14 protein-coding genes, 2 tRNA genes and 3 rRNA genes are annotated in these 15,994 nt (G+C 42.2%); 6 read left to right on the top strand and 13 right to left on the bottom strand.

What is annotated here, in order from left to right; translation table 11 throughout:
- Positions 1-204: 204 nt before the first annotated feature.
- The 4 genes from AC4MC0_RS13930 to AC4MC0_RS13915 all read right to left on the bottom strand — a co-directional run bounded on the left by AC4MC0_RS13930 (position 205) and on the right by AC4MC0_RS13915 (position 3,656).
- On the bottom strand, positions 205-1,029 hold the full coding sequence (locus AC4MC0_RS13930; protein WP_168159490.1) for a carbon-nitrogen hydrolase family protein: 825 nt from the start codon (positions 1,027-1,029) through the stop codon (positions 205-207).
- A 23-nt stretch (positions 1,030-1,052) separates the two neighbouring features.
- On the bottom strand, positions 1,053-1,574 hold the full coding sequence (gene gigB / locus AC4MC0_RS13925) for an anti-anti-sigma factor GigB (protein ID WP_004692241.1): 522 nt from the start codon (positions 1,572-1,574) through the stop codon (positions 1,053-1,055).
- Between the two features lie 112 nt (positions 1,575-1,686).
- Entirely contained in the window at positions 1,687-2,655 is a 969-nt protein-coding gene (gene gigA / locus AC4MC0_RS13920; RefSeq protein ID WP_336000129.1) for an RsbU family protein phosphatase GigA, read from the bottom strand.
- A gap of 98 nt (positions 2,656-2,753) precedes the next feature.
- A complete protein-coding gene (locus tag AC4MC0_RS13915) occupies positions 2,754-3,656 on the bottom strand; it encodes an MlaA family lipoprotein (RefSeq protein WP_125274109.1) in 903 nt (300 codons plus the stop codon).
- Between the two features lie 550 nt (positions 3,657-4,206).
- On the opposite strand from AC4MC0_RS13915, the gene AC4MC0_RS13910 reads away from it, so the two are divergent.
- From AC4MC0_RS13910 to rrf, 5 genes are all read left to right on the top strand, one after another.
- Positions 4,207-5,744 (top strand): 16S ribosomal RNA (locus tag AC4MC0_RS13910).
- Positions 5,745-5,805: 61 nt separating this feature from the next.
- Positions 5,806-5,882 (top strand) — tRNA-Ile (locus AC4MC0_RS13905).
- 68 nt (positions 5,883-5,950) lie between these two features.
- Positions 5,951-6,026: transfer RNA gene (locus AC4MC0_RS13900), tRNA-Ala, on the top strand.
- A 420-nt stretch (positions 6,027-6,446) separates the two neighbouring features.
- A 23S ribosomal RNA gene (locus AC4MC0_RS13895) occupies positions 6,447-9,340 on the top strand.
- 175 nt (positions 9,341-9,515) lie between these two features.
- A 5S ribosomal RNA gene (rrf, locus tag AC4MC0_RS13890) occupies positions 9,516-9,630 on the top strand.
- The 16S, 23S and 5S rRNA genes sit together here with 2 tRNA genes alongside, the layout of an rRNA operon.
- 189 nt (positions 9,631-9,819) lie before the next feature.
- On the opposite strand, the gene AC4MC0_RS13885 is transcribed toward rrf, so the two are convergent.
- The 7 genes from AC4MC0_RS13885 to AC4MC0_RS13855 form a co-directional block, all read right to left on the bottom strand.
- On the bottom strand, positions 9,820-10,227 hold the full coding sequence (locus tag AC4MC0_RS13885) for a roadblock/LC7 domain-containing protein (RefSeq protein WP_335998872.1): 408 nt from the start codon (positions 10,225-10,227) through the stop codon (positions 9,820-9,822).
- Positions 10,228-10,245: 18 nt separating this feature from the next.
- A complete protein-coding gene (locus AC4MC0_RS13880; protein ID WP_004695077.1) occupies positions 10,246-10,794 on the bottom strand; it encodes a GTP-binding protein in 549 nt (182 codons plus the stop codon).
- Positions 10,795-10,803: 9 nt separating this feature from the next.
- Positions 10,804-11,769: a hypothetical protein gene (locus AC4MC0_RS13875; RefSeq protein WP_335998869.1), complete on the bottom strand. Its 966-nt coding sequence runs from the start codon at positions 11,767-11,769 to the stop codon at positions 10,804-10,806.
- 82 nt (positions 11,770-11,851) lie between these two features.
- Positions 11,852-12,211, bottom strand: coding sequence for a hypothetical protein (locus AC4MC0_RS13870; protein ID WP_004695079.1), 360 nt, complete (start codon positions 12,209-12,211; stop codon positions 11,852-11,854).
- Positions 12,212-12,605: 394 nt separating this feature from the next.
- Positions 12,606-13,265: a hypothetical protein gene (locus AC4MC0_RS13865; RefSeq protein WP_335998867.1), complete on the bottom strand. Its 660-nt coding sequence runs from the start codon at positions 13,263-13,265 to the stop codon at positions 12,606-12,608.
- 17 nt (positions 13,266-13,282) lie between these two features.
- Positions 13,283-13,714: a ClpXP protease specificity-enhancing factor gene (locus AC4MC0_RS13860; protein ID WP_005400226.1), complete on the bottom strand. Its 432-nt coding sequence runs from the start codon at positions 13,712-13,714 to the stop codon at positions 13,283-13,285.
- Between the two features lie 8 nt (positions 13,715-13,722).
- A complete protein-coding gene (locus AC4MC0_RS13855) occupies positions 13,723-14,376 on the bottom strand; it encodes a glutathione S-transferase N-terminal domain-containing protein (protein ID WP_004695093.1) in 654 nt (217 codons plus the stop codon).
- Positions 14,377-14,547: 171 nt separating this feature from the next.
- Here AC4MC0_RS13855 and AC4MC0_RS13850 point away from each other — a divergent pair, with 171 nt between their 5' ends.
- Positions 14,548-14,829: a hypothetical protein gene (locus AC4MC0_RS13850; RefSeq protein WP_155115823.1), complete on the top strand. Its 282-nt coding sequence runs from the start codon at positions 14,548-14,550 to the stop codon at positions 14,827-14,829.
- A gap of 126 nt (positions 14,830-14,955) precedes the next feature.
- Here the strand turns inward: AC4MC0_RS13850 and rpsI are convergent, their stop codons facing one another.
- Positions 14,956-15,342, bottom strand: a complete 387-nt coding sequence (gene rpsI, locus AC4MC0_RS13845) for a 30S ribosomal protein S9 (RefSeq protein ID WP_004695095.1) — start codon at positions 15,340-15,342, stop codon at positions 14,956-14,958.
- Positions 15,343-15,354: 12 nt separating this feature from the next.
- The gene (gene rplM / locus AC4MC0_RS13840) at positions 15,355-15,783 is read right to left on the bottom strand and encodes a 50S ribosomal protein L13 (RefSeq protein WP_004695096.1); all 429 of its coding nucleotides are present in this window, start codon (positions 15,781-15,783) and stop codon (positions 15,355-15,357) included.
- Between the last annotated feature and the right edge of the window lie 211 nt (positions 15,784-15,994).

Raw genomic sequence — 15,994 nt, 5'->3', positions numbered from 1 at the left:
AATCCTATTATTGTTTTTTTAACATTTGCAATCGGGGCTTGTCGATGTGAATGAAAACTGAGAGGGATTCGAGGGATTATTAATTTTTAAAGATAAATAGAGTCATGTATTTTATGAGAGCTAGAGCTACTCAATGCAAGAGCAGCAAATCAATATGAAGTTTTTGTGCGAAGACTGACGTTATTTTAAATGATCGCGGCTTGATTAAAATTGCACTAATTTTCGGTGTTGCATTAACGGCATGCTTTCACGGATTTGAGCTTGTTCCGCCAAGTCAAAAGGTACAGTAATCAACTGCGCGCCTGGGTTAAGAATCAAATCCAAAACTTGACCACGGCTATTGGTTGCTGCTGCATGTCCCCAAGTTTGTCTCTTTTCACCATGCCAACCTTGTTGCGCTGCGCCTAACACGATGCTTTGGCTATCCATCGCACGGGCTTGTAATAATAACTGCCAGTGCATTTGCCCAGTGGTGTAGGTAAATGCAGCAGGAGCAGTCAAAATATTTGCACCACGCGCGCGTAAAGTTAAAGCCAGTTCAGGAAAGCGTAAGTCATAGCAAACCATTAAGCCAATATTACCAAAAGGTGTTTTTGCCACAACGACATCTGTACCAGGTTCAAAAAACTTAGATTCTTGGTAGCCACCCACAGCATCGCCAACTTGTACGTCAAACAAATGAATTTTGTCATAACGTGCTTCGGTCCGTTCAGGGCTGATGCAAAGACTAACTGTACGAACACGACCATCTTCAATAACAGAACCATCTGGACGGAACGGGCATGGGAGAGTACCCGCGACGATCCAGATCTGATATTGATGAGCAAGATTTTCTAAACGCTTTTGAATGTCTTCAAACTGTGCTGCGGTCTCACGTTGTTTGCCTGCAGCAAAACAAACGAAGTTTTCGGGAAACACAATAAGTTCAGCACCATTAGCTTTACTCTGTTGAATGAGAGACTCAATGACAAGAAAGTTTGCTTCAATGTCATTTTGAGAGTTCATCTGTACAACAGAAAGTAAAGTCATAAATGGGCCTACAAAAATTGTTGTTATGCGTTTTGTTGCTGTGACACTTGATCGAGGCTGTCTTGTTCTTTTTGCAACTGTTTGACCAAAGGTTCAAACATATTTTGATTACTTTGATTCAGTTCCATCAAAGTCTTATGCGCATCTAGTACGGTGTTTAACATATTACGATGCGTAATGTGTTCTTCCATCAGTTCGAGGGTACAAACGTTTGGATCGCCACAGTAGTTTAAAATCACAAAAACCTGCCCTAGCCCCATACTGTTGGCTAAGGTAGTGATATCAGAGTTGGTGGACAACATGACAGCTTGGATATTATGGATCTGTTTAAGCTTTAAGCCTAACTTTGCCAAAATGCCTAACACAGTGCTGTCGATGAATGTAGTTTGGGTTAAATCTACGATTGCACCAACAACATTTGACTGTTGTTCAATACGGTTTAAAAGTTTGTCTAGACTGATACAAGATTGGGCACGCACTTCGCCAATAAGCTTAAAAATATGCGTTCCATTCAAGCTTGCATATTCAACATGACCTGTTGACATATAAATGCCATTTGCAGAGAAGGATAGGAAATTATCCCATAGGGCAAATACTTACTCAAGTATCTAACAGTCTTAGAAGATAGGATATTGTAATAAGTTATTGATAATTTGATTAATTCATTCGACGTAAACTTAAAATGGTAATATCGTCTGCAACATGTTCTGGTGCTTCAAAGGATTGATTTTGCAAATGATAAACCAATTGTGTGAACTGATCATTCAGTCCACCATTGAAGGGTTCGAGTGCGCCATCGGAGCAAATAATGAAGCGGGCATGGCGGTTGAGGACACATTCATGCTCTTCAACTTCTAGCTCTTCAGTAAGGCCCAAAGGAAAACTACTGGTATGTAATATTTTGGGAGCTTGATTTGGTTCAAAGATAATTGCGGGGGGGTAATGTCCTGCACTCGACCAACGAAGTTGATGTGTTTCGAGATTTAAAATCCCTGCAATCATGGTGATGTGCTTTTCAATATTCTCCTGAACCAACATGCCATTAAGTTTCTTAATGAGTTCACGTGGTGTTTTGGCACGACCATGAAAAGCCGCCATCCAAGAGGTTAGTAAGCTGCTGGTGACCCCGTGACCGGATACATCAGCCAAATAGAACATCACTTCTTTATCGCTAATTTTCCAATAATCAAACCAGTCTCCAGACAAATAAGCAGAAGGCTGAAAAAATGTTTCAACGGTGTAATTTTGGAGTTCTATAGGATTTGGTAAAAGTCGCTTTTGTAACTCTGCTGCGGAAGGCAGATCTCGACTATCTTGATTACGTTTATATTGTGCATCAATTTTGAGCAAGGATTGTTGAGGATTGCTGGGGAGTTTATTCCACATCCAACCTGCTAAAGCACCGAGTTCCCAAGCTTGGGCTAAAGCACTACCTTCATTTTCAAAGGCAAGGACAATGGTGGGAAGTGTCCATTTATAATCTAAATAATCTTGGATATCGGCAATAGCAATAATAGTCGGGTCATAAAGATCAATGTCTTCTATGCGAATCATTTGCACACTTGGTAGTGTGTCTAGCACCTGTTCTAAATATGGAATATGGCGAGAAGGTTGAATGAAATACATAAAAAAAATGGCTTATCCTTAGCATTAAGCTATTGCTTTACTATAACAAGCAAATTACAGCTAGAGAAAAAAAATTCAACTCTAGCTGCAATACATTGTTATTCCGTATCTAACATTTGATGCGATTCATTGGTTGATGGAGAGCTAGAAGAATCATCATCACCGACCTCATCAATGAACATTCCTTCAGCTTCTTGGCCTTTTTTCTCAGCAATAATGAAGTTTTTACGTTGTAAATAAATATCACGAATTGAGGAATATTTGTCGCCTTGAATCGCACCCTCAATATCAATCAGTTGTGATCGCACATCAATACCACGTAAAGTCTGTTCGGCCCAATACAGGACTTCTTCATCTTCTAATATGTATCTTTGTGGGCGCGCATAGCCATCAACAACCAAGCCAAAACCATCACGGAAAGTACTTGGCCCAAAAACAGGAAGTACTAGGTATGGGCCAGATGGAACCCCCCAATAGCCAAGAGTCGTACCAAAGTTTTCATCTTCAGTTTCTAAACCCAAGCGCGAAGCAGGATCTGCAAAACCTAAAGTAGTTACCGTATTAATGGTAAATCGACCTAAAGTTTTTGCGGCACGGCCGGGACGACCTTGTATAAGTTGGTTCACTGCATTCCAAGGTTCACCGAGGTTTTTACGAAAGCCACTATAAGAGTCACGAATCGGAGAAGGGATCTTTTCTTTATATTCCACCGCAATTGGGCGAACGATCGCACGGTCTAAAGCATCATTGACGGCAAAAATTTGTCTATTCAAAGGTTGAAGCGGATCTTTTACATTATCAGGTTGTGCTGCATTGGCATCTACTTTTAAATCTTTTGCTTTAATATTCTTTAATTCTTTAAGCGAAGAAGATTGAGCTGTTTGCGGATCAGCACTGGTATCTATTTCGCTGGCAGCTGTAGGCGCTACATCTTCAGCAAATGCAAATGTTGTAAAGCCTACAAAGAGTAGACCAGCACATAAGTGGCGAATGTGTTGCATATAAAAGAGTTCCGGAACTTTATAATCAGCAGGTGAATTAAAAAAATAATCTTTTAACTATCTTAACAGCTCTTTATTGCTCATTGTTAAATCAAATTTTAAGAAATGTTAGTAAAAAAGCGACATTTTGCTGAATAAATAAACAAGTGGAAGTTTTTTTATAAATAATTGAGAAAAGGGGGTTGTGTTGGTTTGGAAATGCTGTAGAATGCACATCCATCGGCGGTGATGTTGATTAAAACTTGTTGAGAAACAAGGATTTAGCCCAAGCGGTAGAATCTGGAAGTCTTGAATAAGTTTAAAAATAATTAACAAAACCAGTTGACTTCTTCTTGAAAGAGAGTAGTATGGCCGACCTAGCTTGCTGATGACGAATCAGTAAGAAGATCATTAAGAGATTATGAAGAACAACTTGTGTGGATTTTTACTGATTGATCGATCGAAAATATTTCATTGATTGAATGGTAAAAATTACTCGAAGTTTATTTGAGAAATATTTGTCAGAAAATTGATGAGCCAAGATTTGTAGCCATAAGCTACTAATGATTTTTAACTGAAGAGTTTGATCATGGCTCAGATTGAACGCTGGCGGCAGGCTTAACACATGCAAGTCGAGCGGGGAAAGGTAGCTTGCTACCTGACCTAGCGGCGGACGGGTGAGTAATGCTTAGGAATCTGCCTATTAGTGGGGGACAACATTCCGAAAGGAATGCTAATACCGCATACGCCCTACGGGGGAAAGCAGGGGATCTTCGGACCTTGCGCTAATAGATGAGCCTAAGTCAGATTAGCTAGTTGGTGGGGTAAAGGCCTACCAAGGCGACGATCTGTAGCGGGTCTGAGAGGATGATCCGCCACACTGGGACTGAGACACGGCCCAGACTCCTACGGGAGGCAGCAGTGGGGAATATTGGACAATGGGCGAAAGCCTGATCCAGCCATGCCGCGTGTGTGAAGAAGGCCTTTTGGTTGTAAAGCACTTTAAGCGAGGAGGAGGCTACTTAGATTAATACTCTAGGATAGTGGACGTTACTCGCAGAATAAGCACCGGCTAACTCTGTGCCAGCAGCCGCGGTAATACAGAGGGTGCGAGCGTTAATCGGATTTACTGGGCGTAAAGCGTGCGTAGGCGGCTTCTTAAGTCGGATGTGAAATCCCTGAGCTTAACTTAGGAATTGCATTCGATACTGGGAAGCTAGAGTATGGGAGAGGATGGTAGAATTCCAGGTGTAGCGGTGAAATGCGTAGAGATCTGGAGGAATACCGATGGCGAAGGCAGCCATCTGGCCTAATACTGACGCTGAGGTACGAAAGCATGGGGAGCAAACAGGATTAGATACCCTGGTAGTCCATGCCGTAAACGATGTCTACTAGCCGTTGGGGCCTTTGAGGCTTTAGTGGCGCAGCTAACGCGATAAGTAGACCGCCTGGGGAGTACGGTCGCAAGACTAAAACTCAAATGAATTGACGGGGGCCCGCACAAGCGGTGGAGCATGTGGTTTAATTCGATGCAACGCGAAGAACCTTACCTGGTCTTGACATAGTAAGAACTTTCCAGAGATGGATTGGTGCCTTCGGGAACTTACATACAGGTGCTGCATGGCTGTCGTCAGCTCGTGTCGTGAGATGTTGGGTTAAGTCCCGCAACGAGCGCAACCCTTTTCCTTATTTGCCAGCGGGTTAAGCCGGGAACTTTAAGGATACTGCCAGTGACAAACTGGAGGAAGGCGGGGACGACGTCAAGTCATCATGGCCCTTACGACCAGGGCTACACACGTGCTACAATGGTCGGTACAAAGGGTTGCTACCTAGCGATAGGATGCTAATCTCAAAAAGCCGATCGTAGTCCGGATTGGAGTCTGCAACTCGACTCCATGAAGTCGGAATCGCTAGTAATCGCGGATCAGAATGCCGCGGTGAATACGTTCCCGGGCCTTGTACACACCGCCCGTCACACCATGGGAATTTGTTGCACCAGAAGTAGGTAGTCTAACCGCAAGGAGGACGCTTACCACGGTGTGGCCGATGACTGGGGTGAAGTCGTAACAAGGTAGCCGTAGGGGAACCTGCGGCTGGATCACCTCCTTAACGAAAGATTGACGATTGGTAAGAATCCACAACAAGTTGTTCTTCATGACGATGTATCTGAGGGTCTGTAGCTCAGTTGGTTAGAGCACACGCTTGATAAGCGTGGGGTCACAAGTTCAAGTCTTGTCAGACCCACCAAATCTGACTAACAAGCATTATTAAATGCTGAATACAGAAAAACAGAGACATTGACTTATTGATAAGCTGGGGACTTAGCTTAGTTGGTAGAGCGCCTGCTTTGCACGCAGGAGGTCAGGAGTTCGACTCTCCTAGTCTCCACCAAATTTCAAGACAAGAAAAGCATGCTTTTCCTTGAAATTTAAGCAAGAAGCTATGCTTCGCGCAGATAGGTTGGATTACAGAAATTAGTAAGTAGATAACTTATTAACTTCTGTGATTTATCACAGTTTCCTGACCTGACGAAGGCTGGAAAAATCATTAACAGAATATATTTGAGTTGAAATAATTTGTTCATACTCGTTTTTAAGATCGACATTAACAGTGATTTATTACTGATTGATGAAGGTTGAAGAAATGAGTTACTAGCGAAATTAACTGAATCAAGCGTTTTGGTATGTGAATTGAATTGAAGCTGTACAGTGTTTAAGTACACAGAGCAACAAACTGTAAGGAAGTGATGAGAAATCATCATAGACTGTCTTAATCCTACTTGTAGGGATTAACGACTGTTTGGGGTTGTATAGTCAAGTAATTAAGTGCATGTGGTGGATGCCTTGGCAGTCAGAGGCGATGAAAGACGTAATAGCCTGCGATAAGCTCCGGGGAGGCGGCAAATATCCTGTGATCCGGAGATTTCTGAATGGGGAAACCCACCTGTCATAAGGCAGGTATCGTATGATGAATACATAGTCATACGAGGCGAACGAGGGGAAGTGAAACATCTCAGTACCCTTAGGAAAAGAAATCAATTGAGATTCCCTCAGTAGCGGCGAGCGAACGGGGAAAAGCCCATTAAGTCATATCAGTTTTAGTGGAATGCTCTGGGAAGTGCAACCATAGTGGGTGATAGTCCTGTACACGAAAGGGCTGATATGATGATGTCGAGTAGGGCGGGGCACGTGAAACCTTGTCTGAATATGGGGGGACCATCCTCCAAGGCTAAATACTCCTGACTGACCGATAGTGAACCAGTACCGTGAGGGAAAGGCGAAAAGAACCCCTGTGAGGGGAGTGAAATAGATCCTGAAACCGCATGCATACAAGCAGTGGGAGCCGACTTGTTCGGTGACTGCGTACCTTTTGTATAATGGGTCAGCGACTTACATTCAGTAGCGAGGTTAACCGCATAGGGGAGCCGTAGAGAAATCGAGTCTTAATAGGGCGTTTAGTTGCTGGGTGTAGACCCGAAACCGGGTGATCTATCCATGAGCAGGTTGAAGGTTGGGTAACACTAACTGGAGGACCGAACCCACTGTCGTTGAAAAGCCAGGGGATGACTTGTGGATAGGGGTGAAAGGCTAATCAAACTCGGTGATAGCTGGTTCTCCCCGAAAGCTATTTAGGTAGCGCCTCGGACGAATACCATTGGGGGTAGAGCACTGTTTCGGCTAGGGGGTCATCCCGACTTACCAAACCGATGCAAACTCCGAATACCAATGAGTACTATCCGGGAGACAGACTGCGGGTGCTAACGTCCGTAGTCAAGAGGAAAACAATCCAGACCGCCAGCTAAGGCCCCAAAATTATAGTTAAGTGGGAAACGATGTGGGAAGGCATAGACAGCTAGGAGGTTGGCTTAGAAGCAGCCACCCTTTAAAGAAAGCGTAATAGCTCACTAGTCGAGTCGGCCTGCGCGGAAGATGTAACGGGGCTAAAACTATATGCCGAAGCTGCGGATTTGCAATTTATTGCAAGTGGTAGGGGAGCGTTCTGTAAGCCGATGAAGGTGTATTGAGAAGTATGCTGGAGGTATCAGAAGTGCGAATGCTGACGTGAGTAACGACAATGCGAGTGAAAAACTCGCACGCTGAAAGACCAAGGGTTCCAGTCCAACGTTAATCGGGGCTGGGTGAGTCGACCCCTAAGGCGAGGCCGAGAGGCGTAGTCGATGGGAAATTGGTTAATATTCCAATACTTCTATGTAATGCGATGAGAGGACGGAGAAGGTTAAGTCAGCCTGGCGTTGGTTGTCCAGGTGGAAGGTTGTAGGCATGTATCTTAGGCAAATCCGGGGTACTCTATGCTGAGAACTGATAGCAAGCTGTACTTGTACAGTGAAGTGGCTGATACCATGCTTCCAGGAAAAGTCTCTAAGCTTCAGTTACATAGGAATCGTACCCGAAACCGACACAGGTGGTCAGGTCGAGTAGACCAAAGCGCTTGAGAGAACTCTGCTGAAGGAACTAGGCAAAATGGTACCGTAACTTCGGGAGAAGGTACGCTGCCGACGGTGATAGGATTTACTCCTTGAGCTATTGGCAGCCACAGAAACCAGGCCCCTGCAACTGTTTATTAAAAACATAGCACTCTGCAAACACGAAAGTGGACGTATAGGGTGTGATGCCTGCCCGGTGCTGGAAGGTTAATTGATGGGGTTAGCGTAAGCGAAGCTCTTGATCGAAGCCCCAGTAAACGGCGGCCGTAACTATAACGGTCCTAAGGTAGCGAAATTCCTTGTCGGGTAAGTTCCGACCTGCACGAATGGCATAATGATGGGGGCGCTGTCTCCAGCAGAGACTCAGTGAAATCGAATTCGCCGTGAAGATGCGGTGTACCCGCGGCTAGACGGAAAGACCCCGTGAACCTTTACTGCAGCTTGACATTGAACTTTGATCTTACTTGTGTAGGATAGGTGGGAGGCTTTGAAACCGAGACGCTAGTTTCGGTGGAGCCAATCTTGAAATACCACCCTGGTAATATTGAGGTTCTAACTCTGTCCCGTTATCCGGGACGAGGACCATGTCTGGTGGGTAGTTTGACTGGGGCGGTCTCCTCCTAAAGAGTAACGGAGGAGTACGAAGGTGCGCTCAGCGTGGTCGGAAATCACGCGTAGAGTATAAAGGCAAAAGCGCGCTTAACTGCGAGACCCACAAGTCGAGCAGGTACGAAAGTAGGTCTTAGTGATCCGGTGGTTCTGTATGGAAGGGCCATCGCTCAACGGATAAAAGGTACTCTGGGGATAACAGGCTGATACCGCCCAAGAGTTCATATCGACGGCGGTGTTTGGCACCTCGATGTCGGCTCATCTCATCCTGGGGCTGAAGCAGGTCCCAAGGGTATGGCTGTTCGCCATTTAAAGAGGTACGCGAGCTGGGTTTAGAACGTCGTGAGACAGTTCGGTCCCTATCTACCGTGGGCGTTGGAAATTTGAGAGGATCTGCTCCTAGTACGAGAGGACCAGAGTGGACGAACCTCTGGTGTACCGGTTGTGACGCCAGTCGCATCGCCGGGTAGCTATGTTCGGAAGGGATAACCGCTGAAAGCATCTAAGCGGGAAGCCTACCTCAAGATAAGATTTCCCTAGGACTTTATGTCCTCTAAAGAGCCGTTGAAGACTACGACGTTGATAGGTTGGATGTGGAAGCATAGTGATATGTGAAGCTGACCAATACTAATTGCTCGTGAGGCTTGACTATACAACACCCAAACAGTTGGTGTTGTGGTTCAAATCACTGCAAACAACTTGATTTAGTTATAAAGCTAGATAAAATATCCAACTCAAATATACCTGTTAATAACTCATTTGATGAAAGTTAGGCACGAAGAGCACTGCTCTGAGGTTAGACCCAACGAATAGTCATAAACAGTTGTGCTGGCGACAATAGCAAGAGTGAACCACCTGATCCCTTCCCGAACTCAGAAGTGAAACCTCTTAGCGCTGATGGTAGTGTGGAGTTATCCATGTGAGAGTAAGTCATCGCCAGCTCATTAATTCTAAATCCCCCTCCGCTAATCGCTGAGGGGGATTTTTTTATGCAACATATATTCAATAATTTAAATAAAGAATTATTAAGTGGGTAAGAAGAGAATTAGAGCGGAGAATACACGCTAAATTATACAAAAATACATTTATATAAATGAAAATTATGTGAAATATCTATCATTTATCAGAATATCAGTATTGCATAATTTTGTTGCTTGCATTTTTTAGGGTATAGAGTAGCTGCCCTAAGAGTACATCTTTTTCAGTCAAGGTTACGATAATCATTGGGTGATTTGAAGAAGGGATCGAGGTTAAAATGGCTTTACCATTGTCTGCATCCAAAGTAATTGATTGACAACCTTCGAGATGAATTTCATTCATAAAGGCTGCAACCACAGCTAAAATCGAGCTACTAACTGCTGCAAGTTTAGTACTGTTATAACCATCTCTCTTATAAACATGGGCTAACTCGAAGCCATCTGTGCTACATAGCATGACATAATTGACACTGCGGACATTCATGAGAACATCTTGAATCTCATTTTTTGCAAAATCAATTAACTCTTTTGGTGCTGTGCGGCTTTGCGCTAAAGTAAACATATAGAACCTCGTTAAGGGTTAATTGGCAATATTTGAGTTGATCTCAATGGATGTAATGAGCGCTTCTAATAATAATAGAACGTCATCTTTCTTTCTTGCGTCGATAAAGAAGAGTGGAGAAAAGAGGTCATTTTGTAATAACCAGTCTTTATAGATAGTGGTTGATTTGGTTGACTCAGAAAGAAGATCGGTATGTGTAATGCCGATTGCAATATTGTCGGTAAAGTTTTGGAAGGTTTCCAGATAGCTTTCTAATTCTTGAATAGGGTTGTCTGAATGATGGTCAATCAAAATCACCGCACCAATAGCACCTTTGGTAATGGCAGACCAAATAAAGTCGAAGCGGCTTTGCCCAGGTGTACCATAGAGCCCAATGGTCAGGTTTTCATCAAGCGTGATTTCACCATAATCAATACCAACGGTGGTTTCTAATTTAGTATGGCGCTGTGCGTCTGTATTGAAAGCCTCCGTTTGCAGTACGGGAATCTCTGAGAGTGATCGAATCGCCTCCGTTTTACCCGCGCCCATACCACCGGCAAAAACAATTTTAAAGCGTTGTAAAATCATATTATTATCCTATATACCTAGTTTTTTTCTTAGTTTTCCAAAAAAGCTTTTAATTAATCCTGCTTCTTCTGTAACTTGAGGCATTTCTGGTGGGTTAAAGTGTTTATCCCAAATATTGATTTTTGAGAGATTATGGGTCGCGATATTGGCTGCAATAAAGCGCTGCACAGTTTCAATAGGGAGATTCAACTGCGTTGCAATTTTTGAAATTTTACCACCTTGAATAAAGCAGCTGGAAAGTTGAAAAATGGTTTTCCTGTCCACATTGCTTGCTGGCTTAGGCCACATATGGATCTTAAAATGCCCATCTTCAGGTGCAATTTCTTTCAAAAATATGGGTGAATCCCAAAAAAACTGCCATAGCCAGTCGCTAAGTATATGGGGTTGCTTACGTGAGACTTTCATGAAGTTACTGGTGCTAGCAATGTCATAATCAAAACCAGAATCTGTAAAGGCTTGTTCTCGCTCTGTATTGAGCCAAGCGATATTTTTCTGAATATCAATAATGGCAATGGTGCCCAAAGTATCAAAAAGATGTAGCTTTGAGTTGCGTTCGGTATCCAGCATTTTGCTGAAATATTCTAATTTATAGGGTGTTTTTTTATTCTGAGTTTCGATAGGAAGGATTTGTTGATTCTCAAAAGAGGGATGTAGTAGATGTTGAATAATCCAATTCGAGAAGCTTTCAAGATGTGTAATTGGTAAAGAAATTGTGTTTTCGTGGAGTCGGTTTTCGTTATGGGTTTGCTTAGAAATTTTTAGCCATGGGAACTGACGACTTCGAATGATCTTTTGGATCCCTTCGGTTTCATAAAAACTTTCATGGATAAATAAACAATCAATAGTTGGGTCAGCAGCGGAGCTCCAGTTAATTTTATACTCTTGAGGAATGAGATTACGTAGCTGTGTTTTAAGTTCGTCAGAATGGTTTGAACTCAGGCCGGTAATCGCAATATTAATATATTGCTTATTCATAGTGTTTCTTTAATTTAATTAGGTTGAAGAGGACAACGCATACAACCCCTTTCCCAAAAGGATGAGAAAGGGGCAATTCAAATTAAGAAAAATCTAGGCCTTTTTCATATCCTTTGAGTTCATGGCGAGCCATGGCAAGATTTGCTTTAGAGCGTTCAAGGACAAGATATAAGAAAATTTTGTCATTGCCTTCTAAAGGACGAATAAGATGATACTGCTTACCCAGCGTAATTAAAATATCTTCAATTGAGTCATTTAAGTTTAATGCTTGTGCAACACGTCGTTTTGAGCGAACGACTTCAGTATTACCTGCCGCCGCGAGTTCTAAATCGATGCTTCCACCGCCTTGAGTTGCTAGGGCTAAACCGCTTTCCCCATCGACCAATGCTGCTGCATAGAATCCATCGATATTTGCTAATGCTTCCAATGACACTTTAGCCATAGTTTTTCTCTTTAATTTTATAAGTTTTAAAATCCTTTTAACTTGTTGTTTCACAATTCGATTTAATTATATGGACGGTGTGAAAAAATTATCAATATAAATAAATGTAACAAAAAAAGATGAATAAATGTACGATTAAACCCGAGGCTTTTAGTCAGTTTTTGCTACAGATTCTGTGATTAGGTTTGCGTATTTTAAAAAGGAGTGTGAGAAAGTTTATTGTTATTTGAAAAAGTGTTTAATTTATTTGCTATTGTAACAAAATGTAACTTTTACCATTTGGACAAATAAAAGCAAAAAAGAAATCGATTTTTTTGATTTTTAAAGATGAAATATATAATTATTTTTCATTAAAAAATAAAGGGATGCGCAAAATGAGTGCATCCCTTGGGAATTAGACAAACATTTGACTTGCTGCGCAATAAAGTCCCCATAAAATAACAATAGCCACAGCAGGCTCAATCAGTTTTGCCCATGTTGGCGTTGGATTTTGCTCTACTACCTGTGTGTGTAGCTGATCTGAGTGGTCTGTTGCGTGTTGATTTACCATTTGATTAAACTCCTTCATCGTCTCTTCTAATGATAGCTCTTCTTCAGGCTTTGGTTTAGAGCCAATCAGTTCTGTTAGCTCACTTGTTGTCCAAACCCAGTCATCAGCCAGACCAGAGAGGTGCTCGATTTGACCGACAAGCAGCTCACGAATTCCATGTTCGCCAAAGTTTCCCGTGACATCAAGTTGTTTGAGTTCAGCAAACTGCAGACTCAACATGGTAGTCAAGCTATGTTCTAAGTCTGCCTTCGCTAACTGTGATTCATTTTGCGGAGACGTGGTGAGATGCCTTGCAAGTTCTTGAATATACAGGTGATCTTGAGTCTGAATCTCTTGATAGAGCTTGGTGCCATCTTGACGCATCAAAGTGATGAGTTTTCCAAGCGAGAGAGTGTTGGCCTCAGAAAGATATTGAAGTCGCTCCTCATCTGAATATTGACTCAGAAGCTCAGGCTTTTGAATTTTAATCTGCTCTGCAAAATATTGTACTAAATCAAAAGCCATATAATTACTCCATTTTATTAATCTAATAACCTTAAACTTGGTTTTTTCTTAGCGGGTTCAGTTTTTTCTTCATTGTCTGATTTTAAAGCATTTTGCTCACTTTGGGTATGATTGTCATACTCACTTGGATCGAAGAATAAGCCTTGTCCATTTTCACGGGCATAAATGCCAATCACAGCATTAAGTGGGACATAAATATCACGAGATACCCCACCAAAACGAGCAGAGAAGGTAATCGCATCGTTGCTCATATGTAGCGCATGCACTGCATGAGGGACGATGTTTAAGACAATTTGTCCATCTTGAATAAACTGTTCAGGAACGAGGGTATTTGGTTGGGTTGCATCGACCAATAAGTGCGGTGTCAATTGGTTATCACAAATCCATTCATAAATGGCGCGAGCTAAATATGGACGAGTCGGCGTAAGGTTTAATTCTTGATCAGACATAATGTTCTCTACGGCTGTTTAAATTCAGATTGATAATGGTTTTTCTCCTGCAAAGTTAAAGACTTTAAAAATGCAGGACGACTAAAAATACGTTGACAATATAAATAGATTGGGCGGCATTGCTGTTTGGGTAAATGTACGCCCATGCTGTTTAAGCGTAGAAAGATAGGCGCAAGCATGCAATCTAAAATGCTAAAGCTTTCCGACATGAAATAGGGGAAATGCTGAAACAATGGTGTCAGGGAAATGAGTGTGTCTTTCAGTTTTTTTTGTGCTTTCAGTTTTGCTTGTTCATCGAGTGTATCTGGATGGCGTAACATCATATCGGCAAGCTTTAACCAATCTTGTTCAAAGCGCCAAATATACTGACGCTGTTCCGCACGAGGCATAGGTGCGTCGGCATAGAGCTTGTTTTGACGATAACGATCGTCTAAATATTCAGAGATGATATTGGCATTAAATAGTTTTAAATCATTTTCAATCAACATCGGCAGCTGATTATAAGGGTTTAAGCTGGCGAGATCTTCATCATCTGCATCACTTAAAACCAAATGGTATTTGATTTGCTTCTCTGCAAGTACATAACGAATCCAATGGGAGCGAAAATCATCTGCATGGCTATACAGCGTAATTCCTTGAAGCGGAGTAGTTTCGACAGACATATTTCAAGAAACTAGGTGAAGTGAATCGGTTAGAATACTAAAAATAGCCAATAAAATCATCTTAACTTTAATATGCTTATACAATCGAACAACTTGGAAGAAATCAAAAATAAGGATAGAACCATGCTGCTTAGGCTCAGAATCACCCAATCGATCGCAGTTATTATATTAATGACTTCTATCTCAAGTAGTTATGCTCAAATTCAAGATGCAGCCGAACACGTAGATGTAGCGCAGCAGACTGCTGAATATGCAGCTTGTATTGCCGATGAAGCCTGTGATGTCGCTACTTCTGTATCTGAGGATGAGATGTATGGCGGCATTCAGCAAGAATATAGAGTAAAAGGCTGTAAGGTCACTGTTTATAATGATGGACCTGTGAAAATGGTCGATGAGAAAACCGACGAGCCGTGTAATGCACCACTTCCCAAAGATCATCAATTTTCAAAATAAGCTGGAATATACAACTACAGGCATGTAGTACGAATAAAGCAGGAAGCATAGACTTAAAACTTGAAAATCACGCATAAAAAAAGCCTTGGATAAACCAAGGCTTTTTTGTCCGATTCGGTAAACGAATTAACGTTTAGAGAATTGAGGACGTTTACGAGCTTTACGTAAACCAAGTTTCTTACGTTCAACTTCACGAGCATCACGAGTAACGAAACCAGCTTGACGAAGAGCAGGTTTAAGTGTTTCGTCAGAAGCGATCAACGCACGAGTAATACCGTGACGGATAGCGCCAGCTTGACCACCGATACCACCACCAGCAACAGTGATGTAAAGGTCATACTTTTCAGTAACTTCGAGAAGCTCTAAAGGTTGACGAACAACCATACGAGCAGTTTCACGACCGAAGTATTGCTCAAGAGTACGGTTGTTAATTACGAGCTTGCCTGTACCAGCTGACAAGAAAACACGTGCAGTTGCGGTCTTACGGCGACCTGTACCATAATTAGTAGCCATGTGCTGTATCCCTTAGATGTCCAAAACTTGTGGCTGTTGAGCAGCGTGTGGATGCTCTGTACCTGCATACACTTTCATTTTCTTGATCATTGCATAACCAAGAGGACCTTTTGGTAACATACCTTTAACAGCTTTTTCTAAAACTGCTTCAGGTTTGTGAGCAATTAACTTTTCAAAGTTAGTCTCACGGATACCACCAGGGAAGCCAGTGTGGCGATAGTATTTTTTATCAAGCGCTTTTTTACCAGTCACTTGAATTTCTTCAGCATTGATTACAACGATATAATCGCCAGTGTCAACGTGAGGAGTATAAGAAGTCTTGTGCTTACCACGTAGACGACGAGCGATTTCAGTCGCAAGGCGACCTAAAGTTTTGCCAGAAGCATCAACAACGTACCAGTCGTGTTGAACTTCAGCAGGCTTAGCGCTGAGAGTTTTCATTAAACCACTACCTATTATAGTTGGTTTGGACTATGGAATCTGTCCAAACAAAAGGAGACGCGATTCTAAACGAAGTTGCTCAGAATCACAAATGAAAATATAAAATTTCAAGAGCCGTATTTTAAGGTATTTCCCAGTACAAAGGAAGAGATCAAAGTTTATTCTTTTTAAAAAACCACAAAAAAAATCAAACTTTAAAAAAATGGGGAAC

This window comes from Acinetobacter sp. CAU_H_S139_7, assembly GCF_058599305.1.
Note: the sequence above shows the minus strand (reverse complement) of the source record. Positions and strands in the feature narration are given on the sequence as shown.